This is a genomic window from Pseudomonas sp. SWRI111, assembly GCF_014268555.1.
Classification (GTDB): domain Bacteria; phylum Pseudomonadota; class Gammaproteobacteria; order Pseudomonadales; family Pseudomonadaceae; genus Aquipseudomonas; species Aquipseudomonas hamedanensis.
The window spans coordinates 55,236-69,940 of sequence record NZ_JABWQQ010000021.1; the positions used below are offsets into that span (position 1 = coordinate 55,236).

Consider the following 14,705-nt stretch of genomic DNA (forward strand, 5'->3'; position numbering starts at 1 on the left):
GGTTTTAGTTCAAACAAACGGCGATTTTGCTTTTCCAGGCAAACTTTTTGCGCAGCGGGGCGTCCTCTTCTTAACTCTCCATAACAGCTGATCACAGCTAAGGACTGGCAATGACCTTTTTCGTTTTCCTTCTGGCTTGCGCAGCAGCAGCGGCCACCGGTGTGATGTTCAAACCCGGCGCGTGGTACGAATCGCTGAACAAACCCTCCTTCACCCCACCCAACTGGGCATTTCCCGTGGCCTGGACAATCATCTACCTGTTGCTGGCCTGGGCCGGTTATCGCTTGAGCTTGATCCCCGGCAGTCAAACCGTGCTGGCCTTGTGGGCAGCGCAGATTGCGCTGAACACGTTGTGGACGCCGGTGTTTTTCGGCGCGCATCAAGTGCTGGCGGCGATGGTGATTCTGCTGGTGCTGTGGCTGGTGGTCGCGGCGATGGTGGTGTTGGCGCTGCAACTGGACGTGGTCACCGGGCTGATTTTGTTCCCGTACCTGGCGTGGCTGTGCGTCGCTGCGGCGTTGAACTTCTCGATCCTGATGAAGAATCGCACATGAGCGATTTCCCCTGGCCACACGGCACGCGCGAATTGGCGCAGGTGCGCGCCTTCAATAAAAAACTCGCCTGGCTGCCGCGCTTCAAGATCCGCAATCGCCTCACGCCACGGTTGATTCAGGCGTTGCTGCGGGTGAGTCAGGTCGGCCGCGCAGGCCAGTTGCGTCAGCATGGACTGACGGCTGAACGCAGGACGTTTGATTCAGTGCCCGTGCGGATTATTCGCCCCAGGGGCCAGGCCAAAGGCGTGGTCGTGGATTTCCATGGCGGCGGCTGGGTGGTCGGCAATGCGCAGATGAATGACAATTTCAACATCGCCATCGTCAATGCCTGCAACGTCGTGGTGGTGTCAGTAGACTATCGGCTGGCCGTGTCGACGCCGATCGAAGGATTGCTGGAAGACTGTCTGCGCGCCGCTCGCGGGATTTTGAGCGACGACGAATTGAGCGGATTGCCCGTCGTTGTCGTCGGCGAATCGGCGGGCGCACACCTGGCCGCCGCCACCCTGCTCGCCCTGAAAGCTTCGCCACCGCTGCTGCGACGAATCAGCGGCGCGCTGTTGTATTACGGCGTCTACGACCTGACCGGAACGCCCAGCGTGCGCACGGCGCCAGCGGACACGCTGGTGCTCGACGGCCCCGGGATGGTCGCGGCGTTGCGCCTGCTCACCCCGGACATGACGGACGAGCAGCGACGCCAGCCACCATTATCGCCGCTGTATGGCGACTTCAGCGGTTTGCCGCCAGCGCTGCTGTTTGCCGGCGAACTCGATCCGCTGCGTGATGACACCGTGCTGATTGCCGAGCGCTGGCGCCAGTCGGCGCCGGTCGAACTGCAGATGCTGCCGGAGTGTCCGCACGGGTTTATCCATTTCCCGACCGCCACTGCGCAGCACGTGCTGGCTTATAGCCGGGAGTGGATTTCGGCTCGCCTCACGACTGCCTCACAGCCTGCCTATACCTTCGCATTGCCCAGTGACACCATCGTGTAATAGCTCGCCGGCGTGGCATTTGCTCTGATTGCGCGTCCTTCTCAGACACAGACGCATCAGTCATAACACCGAAAAATGCCGGGAGTCGCCCATGAACAAGTTAACGACCGCCGCTGGCGCGCCAGTGGTCGACAACAACAATACGCAAACTGCCGGCCCAGGCGGCCCGGCACTGCTGCAAGATGTCTGGCTGCTGGAAAAGCTTGCGCATTTCGATCGGGAGGTTATTCCAGAGCGGCGCATGCATGCCAAGGGCTCAGGCGCTTTTGGCACGTTTACCGTCACCCACGATATCAGCCGTTACACCAAGGCCAAGGTGTTTTCCGGCGTGGGTAAACGCACCGACATTTTTGTACGCTTCTCGACCGTCGCCGGCGAGCGTGGCGCCGCTGATGCCGAGCGCGACATTCGCGGCTTTGCCATCAAGTTCTATACCGAGCAAGGCAATTGGGATCTGGTGGGCAACAACACTCCGGTATTCTTCTTGCGCGACCCGTTGAAGTTTCCTGACCTCAATCACGCGGTCAAACGCGACCCTCGCACCAACCTGCGCAGCGCCAGGAACAACTGGGATTTCTGGACGCTACTGCCCGAGGCGCTGCATCAAGTCACGATCGTCATGAGTGATCGTGGCCTGCCGCAGTCCTACCGCCACATGCACGGGTTCGGCAGCCACACCTACAGCTTCATTTCCCCGGTCAACGAACGCTTCTGGGTCAAGTTCACCTGGAAGACTCAGCAGGGAATCGCGAACCTGACCGATCAACAAGCCGCGACCCTCGTGGGCACTGATCGCGAAAGCGCCCAGCGGGACTTGTACACCAGCATCGAGCAAGGCCAGTTTCCACAATGGAAGCTATTTGTACAGGTCATGCCGGAGGCCGATGCTGCCACCTATCCAATCAATCCATTCGATTTGACCAAAGTCTGGCCGCACCAGGATTACCCGTTGCTCGAAGTCGGCCTGCTTGAACTCAACCGCAACCCGGACAATTACTTTGCCGATGTTGAACAGGCGGCGTTCAACCCGGCCAACGTCGTGCCCGGCATCAGTTTTTCGCCGGATAAAATGCTCCAGGCGCGTTTGTTTTCCTACGGTGATGCACAGCGCTATCGCGTCGGCGTCAATCACCACCAGATTGCGGTGAATGCGCCCCGCTGCCCGGTCAACAGTTTTCACCGCGACGGCCAGATGCGCACCGACGCCAACGCTGCCAGTACCCTCGGCTATGAGCCCAACAGCTATGGCGAATGGGTCGAGCAACCTGACTTTCGCGAGCCACCGCTGGCCCTGCACGGCAGCGCCGGGCATTGGAACCATCGCGAAGACACCGACTACTTTTCGCAACCGGGGGCACTGTTCCGCCTGATGAGTTCCGAGCAGCAAAACGCGCTATTCGACAACACCGCACGTGCGATCAAGGGCGCGTCGGCGCAGTCGATACAGCGCCATATCGAACACTGTACGCAGGCCGATCCGGCCTATGGCGCCGGTGTTGCCCTGGCAATTGAACGCTTGAGTTGAGCCCCCGCGTTAAGCGCAAGCAAAGCGAGAGGCGCGGCGCGGGGCCAGATTCCGAGGCCGCGGCTTTGATGGCTGACAGCGCTGATCAGGCTTGCGGGTCTGTCATGCAGACAGGTCCATTGAAATCAGCCCCGCCGCCGCATAGCTGCCGATCAATTCATCGAACAGCGCAATATCGCCTCGGCTCCGGGCGACCAACTGCGCGCCGGCCACCGCGGCGTAAATCGCCCGGGCGCGCGCCTTGCAGCGTTCTTCACTGGCCGACCCGGCCGCGGCCAGCACCTGCGTCAGCCATTCGATGTTGATTTCTGCGAACTTTTTCACCTGGTCTTTGACAGGCTCCGGCAGATCTTCGTACTCGGCGGCCATGAAGCTGACGAGGCACAGCCGATTACCGTTCTCCAGCGAGGTGCGAAAGATTGACGGGTACATCGCCAGGCAGCGTTGCGGCTCGGGATTGGCCTCTCGAATGTCGTGCAAAACCTTGGCCGCGTCCTGCCAGTAACGTTCGGCAACCGCCGCGCCGAGGTCGGCTTTGCTGCGAAAATGGTAGTAGATGCTGGCGTTCTTGATACCGACCACTGCGCCGATACTGCGAAAGTTGATGCCGTTGTAACCGTGAGTCTGCGCCGCTGTTTTCGCGGCATCGAGAATCGCTTCCCGGGCATTTTGGCTCATGTCTATGTCCTCGGTGATCCTCAATCAATGGGCGAAGTGTACCTTGCAAATGCAAGCCTGCCAATTGACAGGCAGGGGCTTGACACGATGCGAATCCGGTCGCAATCTTCGCCTACCAAATGACAGGCAGGTGTACCGAAATGACCGCTACTGCTTCGCAAAACAGTGTTCAATCCACTTCGATGTTGAAAATTTATGATTGGTACAACGGCCCCTACCCGGCCCGCGTGCGGATCGCTCTGGCAGAAAAATCGCTGTTGCCGCGCACCGAATTCGTTTCGGTGAATCTGTGGCGGGGTGAGCACAAAAAGCCGGAATTCTTGCGTTTGAATTACTCCGGTACGCTGCCAGTGCTGGAGCTTCAGGACGGCACGCTGATTGCCGAATGCACAGCCATCACCCAATACCTGGACGCACTCGATGGCAGCCCGACCCTCACTGGCCGCACGCCCGTGGAGAAGGGCTTGATCCAGATGATGACCAAGCGTGCGGAAATCGAGTTTCTAGATGCAGTGAGTGTGTACTTCCATCACGCAACACCAGGGCTCGGCCCAGAGGTCGAGCTGTACCAGAACGCCGAATGGGGCAATCGCATGCGCGACAAGGCTGTGCGGGGCATGCGCTATTTCGACGAGGTGTTGCGACGCCAGCCATTCGTGGCCGGCGACAGCTTCTCGATGGCGGACATTGCCGTGTTGGGCGGAATGATTTTTTCGGCGTTGGTGGAATTACCCGTGCCTGAAGAATGCTCGGCCCTGCGCGAGTGGCATGCGCGCATGCAAGAGCGGCCGAGTGTGCAGCAATGGCGGGCGATGGTAGAGCGCGGCGAGCCGCAAAGCTGAGAAACAAGAAAGGCGCCTTCATCGGCGCCTTTTTCGTGGTTAGCCCACCTTGATCACAATCTTGCCAAATGCGCCTTTGGCCAGATGCTCATAAGCTTCCCGAGCCTGCTCGAACGGATAGACCCGATCAATAACGGGACTGATGTTGTGTTCGGCAAGGAAGCGGTTCATCCGGTCGAACGAGGAGCGCGGCGCGACGGCGATACCGCGTATCGTGGTCTGGCGGAAGATCAGCGGCATCAGGTTCAGCTCAACCGTCTGCCCGGTCAGAAAACCGATCTGCGCGATGCGTCCGGACGCTTTGGTCGCCGCCACGGACTGATTGATGCCGTTGCCCCCGGCCACATCGAGCAGCAGATCCACACCCTTGCCCTCAGTGAGTTTCAGCACCTCGTCCGCCCAATTTGGCGTGGTCCTGTAGTTAATCCCGGCGACCGCCCCCAGCTGTTTTACGGCGCGCAGATTGTCATCGCTGCTCGACGTTGCGATGACTTTTGCCCCCAGCGCCGTAGCGATCTGCACGGCAAAAATCGATACGCCGCCGGTGCCCTGAACCAGCACGGTCTGGCCCGGTTGCACCGCGCCGAAATCGACCAGCGAGTACCACGCGGTGAGCGCGGCGATCGGCAGCGTGGCCGCCTCTTCATCGCTCATGTTGGCCGGCGCGCCGACGGCGCTGTCCTCATGAATGATCATGTACTCGGCCAGGCCGCCGGGCAGTGGCGAGCCGAAGCAGTAATCCGGCTCGTTCGGCCCCGGCTCGCCATCCAGCCAGCGCGAGTACAGATGCGAATTGACGCGATCGCCGATCTTGAAACGGCTGACGCCCTCGCCGATCGCCACCACCGTGCCGGCAGCATCGCTCACCGGAATCAGCGGTTTGGGAACCATGTGCGGTTCATAAATGCCATCGACGATGGCCTTGTCGCGAAAATTCAGCGAGACGGCGCCCACCTTCACCAGCAACTCGCCAGCCTTGGGCTGCGGGGTCGCCGCTTCTCCCAGTTGCAGATTGTCGAGTCCGAAATCTTTCAGTAACCACGCTTTCATGGCGAATCTCCAAATGCACGTCAATGACCGCAAACCACAGCGGGTTTGCCTTGAGGCACATGGTTCGCTTTTGCAGGCTGGCAATAAATGCCGAGAAAAAGACAGGATTGTTCTATCCTGAGGCAACAAACCTGCCTACCGGATCACCCATGGAATTACTCCAGTCAATGCGTCTGTTCGCCAGGCTGGCTGAGCTGGGCAGCTTTACCAAAGCCGCCGAGTCGCTGGACATCGGCCGCCCGCAAGTCACCCGCTACATCAAGGAGCTGGAAACGTCCCTGGGCGTGCGGCTATTTCAGCGCACCACGAGGAAAGTCGCCCTCACCGCTGAAGGCGAACAGTTCTACCAACGGGTACAAGAGATTCTCGCGGACATCACGGCGGCGACGTCCATGTTCGATCGCACCGGGGCAACGCTGACGGGGCGTCTTCGCATCGATATCCCCACGGCGTTCGCCCAGATGGATTTCATCAGCAGCCTGCGAACATTTACCGACAGCTACCCGGGCGTCAGCCTGGTGTTAGGCGTGACAGACCGGACGGTTGATCTGGTCGGCGAAGGCGTCGACTGTGCGCTGCGCATCGGTGAGCTGCCGGACTCGACCCTGATCGCCCGCCCGATCGCCATGGCCACCATGGTGACCTGCGCAGCGCCCGAATATCTGCGCGAACACGGCACGCCAGAGACCCTCGAAGATCTCGCCAGCCATCGCGGTGTTAACTTTCTGTCTGGCCAAAGCAACCGCACATTGCCCTGGCAGTTCTCGGTTGAGGGTGAACAGCGAACATTCGTCAGTCACACTGCAATCACTGTCACCGAGTCGAACGCCTACGTTCAGTGCGGCGTGTCGGGCTTTGGCATTATCCAGGCCCCGGGTATCGCAGTTGCCGAGCATCTGGCCAGCGGCGCCCTTGTGGAAATTCTCCAGGCCTTGCGGCCGGCACCGCGCCCGGTATCGCTGCTTTACCCCAGCCGCGCTCACTTGCCTGCGCAGGTGCAAGTGTTTATCGAATGGCTGCAGGTGCGATTTGCGCAGTTATACGCGGCGTGGGTGGTGGTTTAGATCTGGCTTTGCACCATGATCTGCACGCTTACGGCTTGACGCTGATCCCTCGAGCCGCGAAGACCTCACGGGCAGCGGCGATGCCGTTCAAGGCGCTGGGGAATCCCGCATAGACCGTCATTTGCAAGATCACATCAATCACTGCCTCGGGTTTGCACCCGACATTGAGCGCGCCGCCAATATGCACTTTGAGTTGTGGCTGTGCATTGCCCAGCGCGGTCAATGCCGCGACGGTCGCCAGCTCGCGAGTGCAGTAGTCGAGTCCGGGACGGGCGAATACATCGCCATAGGCAAAGCTCAGTATCCAGTCGGCCAGCTCGGGCGCCGTGTCCTTCAACGAGTCCACCACGGCCTGACCGGGTCCGCCGGTAATCTGCATCAGCGCGGCCTCTCCGCGCGCTCGACGATCAGTTGTCTCGATGGGCGCCGCGACGCTGGTAACGCTTGCGCCAATCAAAGTGGCGGACAGAAATTGAAGGAAACGCGGAAGCTTACGGATCATGGTGGTGCCCCTTTTGCTCGAGTTGGTGGTAGATCTGAATCTTGTTATCCAAAACGTCGAGGGACTGGCTCAACTCGCGGATCTGCGCTTCGACGTCGCGGCGATGCCGTTCCAGCAGCGCTCGTCGTTGTGCCAGGGTCGCGTCGCCCAACCGGCGCAGCTCGGCGTAACAGAGCATTTGCTGGATCGGCATTCCCGTGGCCTTCAGCCGCAGCAGAAACTCGGCCCAAAGCACGTCCTTCTCGGCATAGACCCTATGGCCATTCCCTGCGCGAACAACCGCGTCGAACAGCCCGATCCGTTCGTAGTACCTGATCGTGTGCGGGCTTAAATCAAGGCGCCTGGACAATTGTGAAATGGTCAGATTTGGATTCATGGGGATCACCGTAAATGTTTGAGTGCACTCTAAGTCAAGCGAATGTGTAGGCGTTTTGCAGCGCGCCTAAGGTAGCTCGCCAAGCCGCCATTGATACGAGGCGCCGCCGCACCGGATGAAAGACGAGGTCAGTGCTGATTGCGCCAGAACCACTGAAAAAATGTGCCGGGTTTTCGGTGCATAACACTAAGTCATACGATCTCTACGTTTTAATCCAGGCCTGGAAAATTATTTTCGCACCCAGTTTAGGGCGATTCGCATCCCCGACGCTCTTGCCCGATGTAACCGTATACGGTACAAAACGACCAAGTTGTACGATGACATAATAAAAATTCCTGCACCGCCAGAACGGCGTTGCACTGTTCGAGACCTGCCATGTCCAGCCCTGCCCCTGCTCACACCGTAGCGCCGCCCTTCCCCCGCCATCTCGCCGTGATCATTCTGTTGTGCATGGGCTGTGCGTTCGCCGGCAACCATGTGGCGGCACGGGTTGCTTTCGATGATGGTGCCGGAGTGTTGCTGGCGATTCTGATGCGCTCTGGCGGAACGTTGCTGGTGCTCGCTGGCCTGGTGCTGTGGCAAAGACAAAGTCTGCGTCTGCCTGCCGGCGCCTGGCGCTGGCAGCTACTGCTGGGCCTGTTGATTACCGCGCAGAGCCTGTGCCTGTACTCGGCCGTCGCACGGGTCCCCGTGGCGCTGGCGCTGTTGGTTGCCAACGTGTTTCCTATCCTGCTGGCGCTGCTGACCTGGACGCTGGGTGGACCGCGGCCGACCGCACGCACCGCCATGTTGATGGGGCTGATTCTGGTCGGGCTGGTGTTTGTGCTCGATGTCCCCGGGCGCCTTGCGACCACAACCCACGTCGGCCCGCAGTGGTGGCTGGGCGTCGGACTTGCCTTCTGCGCCGCCAGCGTGTTCGCTTGCGCGCTGTGGATCACCGATCACAAGTTGTCTCAAGTGCGCGGCTCGGCGCGCAGTCTGCTGACGATTTTTATCGTCTTCACCAGCGTCAATCTGGCGGGACTGACCGGCGCCCTCCCCGGCGGACTGAACCTGCCCGCCACCTCAACCGGATGGCTGGCCCTCGCCACGCTGGTGGTGCTGTACGGCACCGGTTTTATCGTGCTGTTCATTTCAGTGCCGCGACTGGACATGCCTCGCAACGCACCGGTCATGAACATCGAGCCGCTGGCGACGTTGGTGATGGGCTGGATCGTGCTGGATCAAATGCTTGGCACGGTGCAGATTCTCGGCGGGCTGATTGTGGTTACCGGGATTGTTTTGCTGACGTATCGCAAATCGGCGATCAAGGCTGATGATCTCGCTCAGCAACGAAAAAACTAGTCCGGCAACCTACCGCGCTGCCCACAACGATTGAGTGCCGTGCAGTGCCGGTGACGATTTCGGCACCACCTGTAGCTCGATCGGCGTACCGAGAAACGCCTGACAACGCGAACGCAACCAGCGCTGGCCGGCATCGTTGTGTGCCGTCCCGCGCCAGGCCATGGACAGGTTCTGCGTCGGCAGCGGCAAGGGGACGGCCTCGGCCCGGATGCCCTGGGCCAACGCCATCGCTCTGGCAACATAGTCGGGAACGATGGCGAGCATTTCGCTCTGCGCCAAGAGCCTCGGCAGCGCGCTGAACTGCGGTACCGCCAACACCACTTTGCGCCGCCGCCCCAACAGACTTAACGCCTGATCGGTATCGTCAGCGGCATTGCCCATCGGGGACACAACGATATGCGGACGTGTACAGAACTCCTCCAACGTTACCGAGCCGGCGCAATTATCGGCACGCAAAAGCATCGGCCGGACGACACGCAGACTCTTGCGCCGCGCACTCGCCGGCAGGTCGAGCATATGACTGATGCCGAGGGAAATTTCCCCATTGAACAGGCGTTGCGACATTTGCTGCTGATCGACGCGCAGCACCACCAGTGAGATGTTCGGCGCCTCTTCCCGCAGGTGCCGGAGCAAGCGCGGCAACAACGCGTATTCGACGTCATCAGACAGCCCCACCTGAAACGTCGCCTCGCTGGCGCCCGGTTCAAATGATTGGCAACGGCTCACTGCCGCGGCAATGCCGTCCAGCGCCGGGGTCAGATTGATGAATATTTCCTCCGCCCGCGCCGTCGGCTCCATGACTCTGCCGGCACGAATGAACAACGGATCATCGAACAACTGGCGCAAGCGTCCCAGCGCGGCGCTGATCGCCGGTTGGCCAAGGAACAGCTTTTCGCCGACGCGGCCAACATGACGCTCGTGCATCATCGTTTCAAATACCACCAGCAGATGAATGTCGACGCGACGCAGATCATTTCTGTTCATGGACTTCACCACCCGGCACGCAGCCTTTGAGTTCAACAGACAGCAGCACCTAGATTACGGCCCCGGTTGCCAAGCGTCTTTGGTACATCGGGACAGGGCGATCATGCGTTAGGTGAAGGCTTCTATACGTGAGTATGAAGTCGAAAAAAACGCGTGTGGACCCGCTAGCGAACTCGTTCATGCGTTGTATCGGCATGCGTCAATGGCGGTTTTTCCGGGTTTTTTGTCCTAGCCGATGACCTCGTCGGGCAACTAGGATGCTGAACCGATTATTGGCTCCCGAACGAACAACACCCATCCGCCCGCATGATTGCACCCCGACGATCGCTTGCTCTGCCCTGCCCGTTCGCTGGCGGTCGACAGGGCGCGCGCCAGCGCCTTTGGTCAGGGGCCAACTGGCCCGTTGCGGGATCAGCGCTAGAATCGAGCTGGCGATTTTTGCTGTCGATTCGGTATTGCCAGGCCCGGTCAGTCAAAACCTTGGGAACAACAGCAATGAACAATCATCCCGTGCATAACAGCAATCCAGGCGAGCCCGTGGTTTTCATTGTCGACGACGATGCCGGGCTGCGCGAATCCCTTGGCAGCCTGTTGCGCTCGATCGGCCTGCGGGTCGAGCTCTTCGCTTCAGTCGCTGAATTCATGAATCACCCGCGCCCCGATACCGTCAGTTGCCTGGTGCTCGATGTGCGCCTGCAAGGCAGCAGTGGCCTGGATTTCCAGAGTGAGCTGGCGGCCGCCGGCATCAATGTACCGATTGTGTTCATCACCGGACATGGCGATATAGCCATGACGGTGCGCGCGATGAAGGCCGGTGCCGTGGACTTTCTGACCAAACCGTTTCGCGAGCAAGATCTGATCGACGCCGTGTGCGCCGCGCATACCCGGGACAAGCAACGGCGCGAGTCCGGGCGACATGCCGAGGAGCTACGTGCGCGCCATGCCACGTTGACGCCCCGCGAGCAGACGGTCATGGCGCTGGCGGCTTCGGGCTTGATGAACAAGCAGATCGCCGGGGAGATCGGCCTCAGTGAGATCACGGTGAAAATCCACCGCGGCCAGGCCATGCGCAAGATGGGCGCGCGCTCCTTTGCCGATCTGGTGCGCATGGCGGAGGCCATCGCCGCGCAGTCGGCCAATCGCTGACCGCGCCGGCCCGGGCGGTGTGGCGAGGTCGCACCGCCCGCGGCTAATACCTGGGTATAGCCCCGTTATACCTAGTCATACGCGCGTTGACCCAATGTAGCGGTGCCCGACTTCAAGGCGTTGCCCTACCATCATTACCCATAACAAAAGCGGCCCAGGTGGGGCTTATGCATCATTACGCAAGTGGCAATACAGCCGCCTCCCGAGAGCAGCGCTACACATTTACTTCTGCGTCATTCTGCCCGTCACCCAAGTTTGCCCGGCATCCGCCACAGGTTGCGCGATGCCGTCCGATAGCAAAAAACCGGAATAACAAATGTCTATCTTCAAACGTCGCGCACAGTTTTTTTGTTCAGACGCCGTTGCCTGGCTGGCGGCCATTGCCGTGGGCAGCATGATTTTCACCACCAACTCATACCTCGACCTCGATGTCGCGCCGACGCTGTTCTACATCACCCTGGTCTTCATGTCGGCGAATTTCTTTCCGGTGCCGTTGTTTATCGCTGTGGCCGTAGGGTGCGTCATCATTCTGACCGCCAGTTTCATTGCTGACGCAGGCTACCGCGACCACCGCTTGATCGCCGCTTTTGTCCGGTGCCTGATCGCCCTGACCACCATTAGTCTGCTGGCGCTGCGCAGCAAACGGGCCACTGAAACGCTACGCCGCAAAGAGGCATTTTTCATGGGTGCACAGAAGCTCAGTCATACCGGCAGCGTGGTTTTCACCGTCGGCGCCGAGCGCAAATTCAACGTGTCGTGGTCGGACGAATCGTCTCGCATCTTCGAATACCCGCCCCTGCTTACGCCCACGCTTGCGTTGATCAAGGCCAGGACTCACCCCGATGACCTGGCGCTCATCGACGGTGTCCTGCGGCAGGCGGCGGAACACCGGGAGCTGATCGAGCTCGAGCATCGACTGGTGATGCCCGACGGCCGGATCAAGCACGTACAAATGATTGCCAGTCCGTTGATCAAACAGGGTGGCCGTAGCGAATACGTCGGCGCCTTGATGGATGTCACGGCCGCCAGGCAAGCCGAAGAAGCGCTGTTCCATTCCCAGGCAACCCTGGCCCATGTCACACGGTTGAGTTCCATGGGCGAGTTGGCCGCCTCGATCGCTCATGAAATCAATCAGCCGCTGGCCGCCGTGATCACCAGCGGCGAGTCGTGCAAACGCTGGATCAACCGGCCCGAGCCTAACCTGGAAGAAGCGCGGCGCTCGCTGGACCGGGTCATCCAGAACTCTGCGCGCGTGTCCGACGTGATCACTTGCATCCGCGCTCTGTCGCGGCACAGCGAAGTACAACGCAATGTCGAACGCTTCGACGACATCGTCAAAGACTCGTTGACGCTCATGCAGCATGACATCGCGCTGCACGAGGTGCGCCCACACGCACAACTCGAAGCACCCGGCGCATTGATAAAAGGCGATCGGGTACAGCTGCAACAAGTGATCATCAATCTGATCATCAATGCCTGCCAGGCCATGGCCAATGTGCACGACCGACCGCGTATGTTGCGCATCAGCACCTCGCTGCAACACAACGAAACCGTGCTCGAAATTGCCGACTCCGGCAGCGGCATCGCCGAAGATATTCTTCCTTCGTTGTTCGACCCCTTCTTCACCACCAAACCCAAGGGCCTGGGCATGGGCTTGTCGATCTGTCGTTCAATCATCGAGTTCCACGGTGGGCGTATCTGGGTGGAGAGCACCGAAGGGGTCGGCACGCAGTTTCGCTTCGCGATACCCACGCATGGCCTGCGACACGAGCAATGAATATTTCTACCCCGCCAGGCGAATACGAGGGCTTCGAGCTGTGACTACCTCATACAACCCATCACAGGCAGTACCGGGCAAACCGCGCAGCGTCATTTTTGTCGCCTATGCGCAGATGGGCCTGCTTGACCTGACCGGCGCCCAGACCGTTTTCTGGGCCGCAACCCGTAGCCTGGCTGACCTCGGCCTGCCCGGTTACACCTTGCATACCGCCAGCCTGCAAGGGGGGCCGGTACGCACCGCGGAAGGTCTGGTGGTGCAAACGGTGCGCCTGGATGATCTGGCGCGGGGGCCGATGCATACGCTGATCGTTCCTGGCTCGCCGCACATTCGCCAGGCATTGGTCGACAGTTCGCCGCTGGTGGAATGGCTGCGCAAGGCTTCTTCTCTCGCCAGTCGCACCACCTCCGTCTGCAGCGGTGCGTTTTTCCTTGCCCGGGCCGGTTTGCTGGACGGCCTGCGCGCAGCGACTCACTGGGCCATGGCAGATCAGTTCGAGCGCCTGTTCCCGCGCGTCGAGCTGGATCGCGAAGCCATCTTCGTCGAGCAGGACCCGCTATGGACTTCGGCTGGCGTCAGCGCGGGAATCGATCTGTCCCTGGCCTTGGTCGAGGCGGACAACGGCCGCGAGGTGGCCATGCAGGTGGCGCGGCGCATGGTGGTGTACTACCGACGCCCGGACAATCAGGAGCAATGGAGCCCGTTGTTGCAATCGCAGTATGGGACACAATAACTGCGCGCCCATACTCTGGTATGACGGGCCTGACCCCATGTGCTACCCCACCGTCTTCAGGTACGAATGTCATCGACGGTGCCTCGACTTAAGCTGGTCATCTCTTACGAAGCCACGTATCGCGCCTGCGCGCCAGCCTGAGACGGTTGCCATGAACGCTACTCAAACGCTCTATAAAGTCAGTCATCCGTTACGCATCAGCCGCTACGGTGCGCATACCTCCTTATCCACTGTCGAGCGCATTGAGGCCATTGATGCGCTCATGCAAATGCTCGGTACGACGCTGAGCATCCAGGCGCAGCTCGATTACCTGGAGCAAACACTTCGCAACGTCAGTTTCCTGCCAATACGGCAGCTGTTTCGCCGGCTGGCCCGCACCACGGCTGACTACGCGGGGTTCCTCGCCACCGGCATCGCTGACTTGGGCGGCTACGCTGAACCCGCAAGCCTCTACCGCCTCAACGATGTCGCACAGAGCCTGGGGTTTGCCGATTGCCTGATTGGCATTCATGACGGCATGCGTCGGCTACGGACAGCCGATGCCGTTTTACGTGAATATCAAGAAAGTGCGGACGCCAACAAAGACTCTGCCAGTAAACGGTTCTTTGAAGAGTGCTTGCGGCGCAATGCGCAACTGCTCTGGCAGATCAACAATAACTTGCCCCATGAATAATCAGGGTAAAAACGCCAGGTTTCCCATGTTTGATTCGGCCATTATTTCTGTCGTTGATGACGACGAGCTTATTCTTGTATCACTGAAAAGCTTATTGCGTTCTTGTGGTTATACGGTGAAAACCTATAACAGCGCGCTGGCGTTTTTGCGGTCCGATGATCCGCAGAACAGCGATTTCCTGGTATCGGATATTCAAATGCCCGGCATGTGCGGAGTGGAGTTATACGAGGCACTGGCGGCCAGGAATATCCATATCCCTACGCTGTTCATCACGGGCAAACCCGGGCTGCCACCACAGTTCAGTGTCAAGGTCAGAAAGCCGGAAGGGTATTTTTCCAAACCGTTCGATACCCAGGCACTTCTGACGTGTATCGAACGAGCGTTGCAGCGTCGGCGCTGACCGCGCAGACCCGTTCTTTGCCCGACAGCTGCGACACACTGCATGCATTTGACTTGCCTTGAGCAACG

16 protein-coding genes are annotated in these 14,705 nt (G+C 59.9%); 11 read left to right on the forward strand and 5 right to left on the reverse strand.

Features of this window, described 5'->3' with window-relative positions:
* Positions 1-110: 110 nt before the first annotated feature.
* The 3 genes from HU755_RS21780 (at position 111) to HU755_RS21790 (ending at position 3,068) form a co-directional block, all read left to right on the forward strand.
* Positions 111-554, forward strand: a complete 444-nt coding sequence (locus tag HU755_RS21780) for a TspO/MBR family protein (RefSeq protein WP_186636398.1) — start codon at positions 111-113, stop codon at positions 552-554.
* Complete coding sequence (locus HU755_RS21785; RefSeq protein WP_186636400.1) at positions 551-1,543, forward strand: alpha/beta hydrolase fold domain-containing protein; 993 nt, start codon at positions 551-553, stop codon at positions 1,541-1,543. Before HU755_RS21780 ends, HU755_RS21785 begins: the two co-directional genes overlap by 4 nt.
* A gap of 91 nt (positions 1,544-1,634) precedes the next feature.
* Positions 1,635-3,068 carry a catalase gene (locus HU755_RS21790; RefSeq protein WP_186636402.1) on the forward strand — a complete coding sequence of 478 codons (1,434 nt, stop codon included), beginning with the start codon at positions 1,635-1,637 and terminating at the stop codon, positions 3,066-3,068.
* 102 nt (positions 3,069-3,170) lie between these two features.
* On the opposite strand, the gene HU755_RS21795 is transcribed toward HU755_RS21790, so the two are convergent.
* A complete protein-coding gene (locus HU755_RS21795) occupies positions 3,171-3,746 on the reverse strand; it encodes a TetR/AcrR family transcriptional regulator (RefSeq protein ID WP_186619113.1) in 576 nt (191 codons plus the stop codon).
* Positions 3,747-3,886: 140 nt separating this feature from the next.
* Between HU755_RS21795 and HU755_RS21800 the strand changes: the two genes are divergently transcribed.
* Positions 3,887-4,588: a glutathione S-transferase gene (locus tag HU755_RS21800; RefSeq protein WP_186636404.1), complete on the forward strand. Its 702-nt coding sequence runs from the start codon at positions 3,887-3,889 to the stop codon at positions 4,586-4,588.
* Between the two features lie 39 nt (positions 4,589-4,627).
* On the opposite strand, the gene HU755_RS21805 is transcribed toward HU755_RS21800, so the two are convergent.
* Entirely contained in the window at positions 4,628-5,638 is a 1,011-nt protein-coding gene (locus HU755_RS21805; protein ID WP_186546502.1) for an NAD(P)-dependent alcohol dehydrogenase, read from the reverse strand.
* Between the two features lie 149 nt (positions 5,639-5,787).
* Here HU755_RS21805 and HU755_RS21810 point away from each other — a divergent pair, with 149 nt between their 5' ends.
* Positions 5,788-6,702 (forward strand): LysR family transcriptional regulator, encoded by a 915-nt coding sequence (locus HU755_RS21810; RefSeq protein WP_186636406.1) that lies wholly within the window; start codon positions 5,788-5,790, stop codon positions 6,700-6,702.
* A 28-nt stretch (positions 6,703-6,730) separates the two neighbouring features.
* Here HU755_RS21810 and HU755_RS21815 read toward each other — a convergent pair whose 3' ends face one another.
* A complete protein-coding gene (locus tag HU755_RS21815; protein WP_225922835.1) occupies positions 6,731-7,081 on the reverse strand; it encodes a carboxymuconolactone decarboxylase family protein in 351 nt (116 codons plus the stop codon).
* A gap of 112 nt (positions 7,082-7,193) precedes the next feature.
* On the reverse strand, positions 7,194-7,580 hold the full coding sequence (locus tag HU755_RS21820) for a MerR family transcriptional regulator (RefSeq protein WP_186636408.1): 387 nt from the start codon (positions 7,578-7,580) through the stop codon (positions 7,194-7,196).
* A 375-nt stretch (positions 7,581-7,955) separates the two neighbouring features.
* On the opposite strand from HU755_RS21820, the gene HU755_RS21825 reads away from it, so the two are divergent.
* On the forward strand, positions 7,956-8,924 hold the full coding sequence (locus HU755_RS21825; protein WP_186636410.1) for a DMT family transporter: 969 nt from the start codon (positions 7,956-7,958) through the stop codon (positions 8,922-8,924).
* Between the two features lie 9 nt (positions 8,925-8,933).
* Here the strand turns inward: HU755_RS21825 and HU755_RS21830 are convergent, their stop codons facing one another.
* Positions 8,934-9,908, reverse strand: coding sequence for a LysR family transcriptional regulator (locus tag HU755_RS21830; RefSeq protein WP_186636412.1), 975 nt, complete (start codon positions 9,906-9,908; stop codon positions 8,934-8,936).
* 495 nt (positions 9,909-10,403) lie between these two features.
* Between HU755_RS21830 and HU755_RS21835 the strand changes: the two genes are divergently transcribed.
* The 5 genes from HU755_RS21835 (at position 10,404) to HU755_RS21855 (ending at position 14,637) form a co-directional block, all read left to right on the forward strand.
* Complete coding sequence (locus tag HU755_RS21835; RefSeq protein WP_186546519.1) at positions 10,404-11,054, forward strand: response regulator transcription factor; 651 nt, start codon at positions 10,404-10,406, stop codon at positions 11,052-11,054.
* 316 nt (positions 11,055-11,370) lie between these two features.
* Positions 11,371-12,831 (forward strand): sensor histidine kinase, encoded by a 1,461-nt coding sequence (locus tag HU755_RS21840; RefSeq protein ID WP_186546521.1) that lies wholly within the window; start codon positions 11,371-11,373, stop codon positions 12,829-12,831.
* Positions 12,832-12,871: 40 nt separating this feature from the next.
* Entirely contained in the window at positions 12,872-13,564 is a 693-nt protein-coding gene (locus tag HU755_RS21845; RefSeq protein ID WP_323790885.1) for an AraC family transcriptional regulator, read from the forward strand.
* Between the two features lie 151 nt (positions 13,565-13,715).
* Complete coding sequence (locus HU755_RS21850) at positions 13,716-14,237, forward strand: hypothetical protein (protein WP_186546524.1); 522 nt, start codon at positions 13,716-13,718, stop codon at positions 14,235-14,237.
* A gap of 25 nt (positions 14,238-14,262) precedes the next feature.
* Positions 14,263-14,637, forward strand: a complete 375-nt coding sequence (locus HU755_RS21855; RefSeq protein WP_186619102.1) for a response regulator transcription factor — start codon at positions 14,263-14,265, stop codon at positions 14,635-14,637.
* Positions 14,638-14,705 lie beyond the last annotated feature (68 nt).